This window comes from Maribacter huludaoensis (genome assembly GCF_029350945.1).
Lineage (GTDB): Bacteria > Bacteroidota > Bacteroidia > Flavobacteriales > Flavobacteriaceae > Maribacter > Maribacter huludaoensis.
The window spans coordinates 1-4,945 of sequence record NZ_JARKMS010000011.1; the positions used below are offsets into that span (position 1 = coordinate 1).

Annotated in this window: 2 protein-coding genes; both read right to left on the reverse strand. The window is 38.5% G+C overall.

The window, feature by feature from the left end:
- The coding region (locus PXC01_RS18280; RefSeq protein ID WP_276473709.1) for a DUF7507 domain-containing protein at window positions 1-4,060 on the reverse strand (4,060 nt) is incomplete at its 3' end.
- Window positions 4,061-4,633: 573 nt separating this feature from the next.
- The coding region (locus PXC01_RS18285) for a T9SS type B sorting domain-containing protein (RefSeq protein ID WP_276473710.1) at window positions 4,634-4,945 on the reverse strand (312 nt) is incomplete at its 5' end.

The following is a 4,945-nucleotide window of genomic DNA, read 5'->3' on the forward strand; positions in this document are numbered from 1 at the left end:
CAACGGTCATGTTCTGTGGCAGCGTTTCGTTGAACGTAGGTGCTACCGTGTCCTCAACGGTAATTACCTGTGTATGATTACGTACGTTGCCTACACAGTCCGTAATGGTCCATGTTCTGGTAATGGTATATTCCGTAGCACATTCATCGTCCTGCCCTTCAATCGATTCGGTATAATCTACCGTGATGGCACAATCGCTATCAGAAGTTATTACAAAAGCGTCTGGTATAGTATCACAGGCCTCGATGGTCTCGTCTACAGGCCAGCCCTCGTTACCGTCATTGTCAATAATGGTCACCGTAGCAATATTGTCAGATAGGATACCTACAATAGCACTGGAAATGTTCTCAAGAATTACATTGAACGTTTCTGGGTCCTCAATAAGGATATCATCGATAATAGGAATAACTATTGGTTGGGTGTTAGGGTTGGTACCACCAAATGTCAATGTCTGCGAATTACGGGGAACACCCGTGTAATCGTTAGCGTCTGTTGCAGAACCGTCTACAGTGTAGAATTCAACCGTAAATTCATCTTGGACATCCGCGTTAAGTACCACGTTCAATGTAACCGTACCTGCATCCTCGTTTACCGTAACGGAAGCAGTATCAAATTGAACACCGTATAAAGATGGGTTTGCATCGTTATCCACGATTTCTCCTATACCCGTATCGTCCGTGATGTTGACGGAACCTCCTGAGGTGTAAAATTGAACTTCATGTGTTTCGTTATTTTCAATTAGATCGTCATCAAATGCAGCAACATTAAATGTTACGGTAGAGGTATTGGCTAAAAGTGTAATCGTATTGGGACCGTTATAATCAGTATTAGTGGTAGTATTATTTATATAGGCTAGATCAAAAACGATGTCTTGGTTGATAGTATTAGTTGCGGTAATGGTAAACACATTATTCGTTCCCTCTATTGCCGAAGAATCATTGATGGAATAACTAGGGTTATCAGGAATTTCCGTTAAAGTACAATCAGCACAAGTAGGGGCAGGGGTACATGTTGAACATGGGCTTGGATCTGTTGAAGTATTTGTGATAGTATTGCCATTGGTATCCTCGCCGGTTACAGTTGCTAAGTTGTTTACCTGGCCATTATCTATATCGGTCTGGATTATGGAATATGTTGCATTATAAGTCCAAATTTCAGAAGTACCTAATTGCCCGTCAGAATCCGTATCGCCAGAATCCGGACCAACAATTGTACCTCCTAATAATGGGTCTGATACTACTACATTTGTAATAGGAATATTACCAGTATTAGTAACATTAAAGGTATAGGTTACTGCATCGCCAACATTGGTAAGACCATTCGTATTTGCATCAAAAAAAACACCATCCTTTGTAATTTCCAAATTTCCAAATTCAGCAGGCACACAAGCTGTATTATTTGAAGTGTCAGTATCGTTGGTAACAGTAATTTGATTTCCAAATCCACCGCCATTTGTACAATCTTGTGTGGGATCGAATAAATCTTTATCGATAGTAAAAGTTGCGGTTATCAGCCAACTTTCTGTTCGAAGTCCGGCAATTGATTCACCTGTTATAATTTGGTCACCACTTGTAAACGGACTCAAAATTGTACCGTCAACTCCGTCACTTTCGCCTCCATAAGCCAAAGTTGCGTTGATTAAAGTAAATCCACTACCTAAAATAAAGGTGTCGATAACATCATAAGTACCTGCTAGCCCGCCTATATTCTCTGCTGTAATTCTATAGGTAACGGTATATTCATCAGTATTACTATTATAGACAGGACCAGTTTCAACTGTTTTGCTTACATCAATACTAGAACTACAAGGCATATTTGGTACTGTAATAGAACCGTCAAAAATGGTGCAGCTCAAGCCTGGCGCTTCAACCTGCAAGGTGTATTCTCCACCTTGAGAAGCATCAAAAGGATTAAAAACAAGTTCATTACTAGTGCTTTGTTGAACCAAAGAACCTGTGTCATCGATCCAAGTAAATATAGCATTGGTAACCGGGTTGGCGGTGAGCGTAACCTGGGTTCCTGAAGCATCACAGTTAGCTACTAGATTTGGTAAATAAGGAACAACTTCGAAAGCGCCATCAGCAGAGTTGCCACAACTATCTGTTATTCTAACCGTATAGGTGCCTTCATCTGTTGCTGTAAAAATTCCATCCGTGGAAGTGCGCCCAATATTAGAGGGAACCGATGAATTTATTATTTCGTATTGATATGGTGCTATGCCATTTGAACCTTCAGCGATAATAACTCCCGACCCTTCTGTACATGCATAACCTATTATATTGTCAAACGAAGTAGAAACGTACCCGGGTATAGTTATATTTCTAGTTTGGGGTTCACAAGGACAAGTATATGCATTGCCAGAGGTACAATCACCACCACTTTGAAATTCAAGATTCAATTGGTAGTTACCGGCTGGCAGATTAGGTACCGTAACAGGAGTTCCTTCGGTAAAAAAATATATACTCTCACGAAATACTAAGTTGCCTGTATCTAGATTGGTTATAGTAACATTGGTGTAGAAAGTGTTGTTGATATTACTTATTACGTTCGGATTGATAATTAGAGTATTAGAATTACCACAGCCTTGTAAATAATCTAAGCTAAAGTCATGTTGCACTGTCTGCGAAGCTAAAATTTCAAAGGTTTCAATACCTGATTCACAACCGTCCGTAATTTCTGCTTCATAAATACCGGGAGGAAAAGCTTCTGGATAAACAGAACTTCCGTTCGGATTGACAAATACTCTTGGGTAGCTGTAGTTGGTAACAATACCGCCTTCTGATGTGAAGCTTGTGGGACCTGATAATATTGTAACCCTGCCATAATTGGTTCCCCCGTTTCTAACATGGAAACCCATACCTGTAGTACCGTCCATACACCCGCGTTCTGGTCGCACATTCGCTTCAAATGTGGTTACTGGTACAGGTGTAAATGTGAGGGCAGTATTCATGGTATATGAACAACTATCTTGTAAAACAGCATCATAAGTACCACCAACTTGAATATCGGCTTCACGAATTTCTGCCTCGAGGTCGTTAGGGTCTGTAAAGGTATATACAAGAACATCGCTTGGATCCGTTTGGTTGGTTAGCGTAAGAGTTGCAGGCACTAAAATACTAGCTTCTTGAGAACTTGAATTCATTAATGAGGCGAATACAAAAAAAGCTGTTTCGCCAGAGCAATCATATGCTTTCTGGCTCCACATATCAATATCCGGTGTGAATGTAAAGTTCTTAGTTTCAGTTTGCCCACAAGCATCAACTATGTTTGCTGTATAACCGTTTCCAAAATTATAGTCAGTGCCGAGACTATAAGAAAGACCAGAACTAGTATCTATTAAATTTGAGAAAATTACAGTACCTGTAGCATCTTCAGTAACCGTAACTTGATGAGGTGAAACGCCACGACCAAAAGGTGCATATTCCGCTTCGTAAGTATCACAAGCTACTTTTTCAATAAAATTAATTGCACTAGCTAACGTAGTGATAGTAGGAGCGCTTAGGGTTATCGTTTCACTTACCGTATTTTGACAACCATCTTCAATTTGAAAAGTATACGTGCCTTCGGTTAGACCTGTAAAAGTATCTGAATTTTGCTCTTGAAGTACGGTTTGTGGGCTGGTACTTAAATCTACAATGCGATATTTATAGGTTGGAAAAGCCGAAGTAGCAATAAGATTGCCATTACTTCCTGTAAGTATGACCTGACCATCAGAACTACTAGAGCATGAGGGTTGGGTAATAGCAACGTTTAGACTTGGAAGTACATAACTACCAGTAACCGTAATATTTCCAGAAACAGTAGTGAAAGTAGCATCGCGTACTTCAACCGTATAATTTCCGGGTTGTAAAGCTAGAAAGGTGTCCGAGTTCTGAAAACCTCTAATCTCGGGACCATTTGCAATTCTGTACTGATAGGGTTGAGTTCCGCCGTTGGCATTAGCCACAATACTACCGTCAGATGAACAAATAGACTCCGATTGCGATAAAGTCAAATCTAATTGTGCAGATAACATTGTACATAGAAATAGAAAAGCAACGGTAGTTAGAAATTTTATCATATTCTTTTCTAAACAAATAATTTATCTAAAAACTAAAGAATCTTTAGCTCATACAAAGTTAGTCTCAATATTGGTCGATGTCTATTTTTTGTTGTATAACCTACTGATTTTGATGTGAAATGAAAAGAATGATTTGGACATTCTGCTTTATTCAATTTTATTGATATTTTATTGTTTTAATTTTTGAATGAAAGCGAATCTTACTTAATAATAGTGTTGATTTAAACTTTTGGAATGTTGGATTGTTTTTTAAGTTAAGATCCTTACATCCTTGATTATAATGGAGCTTAAGGTTAAGGGGGCAGGTGCTATAGCCAAATACATAACAGTAGCTAGCTTTATAAGGTTTCAGTACTAATTGTTAGTTCATTATATAAGCATTATTGAAAATTGGAAATAACTTAGGTTACTAATTTATGAGTGTTCACTGTTTCTACCACGTTTATTTAGTACGGTTTTATTATTCTTATAGGGTACTTTAGGTCCTCTTTTAATAAAGTGGTCATTTTGTAACGTATAAAAAAGCCTCACCATTTTTATGGTGAGGCTTTTAAAAATAAATATTTGTAATTTTTAATTTGTGCCTAGATAGATATAACCATTAAAAGGTTCTAAAATGGTACCGGTATTTTTATCTGTTGCACTAATAATGTAATAATACGTCCCGGTTGGTAGCATTCCAGATTGCCCGAAAGAACCATCCGGAGATTCTCCGCCCCAATCGTTTTGGTAATCTTTTACTTCGGCTACCTTGGTACCCCATCTGTTAAATATCATAACATCAAAACTGAATGCACAATACTCTACACCTCTAATTTCAAAGAAGTCATTGACACCGTCTCCGTTGGCGGTAACCGCTTTGGATATTTCTATATCCCCTCGTCC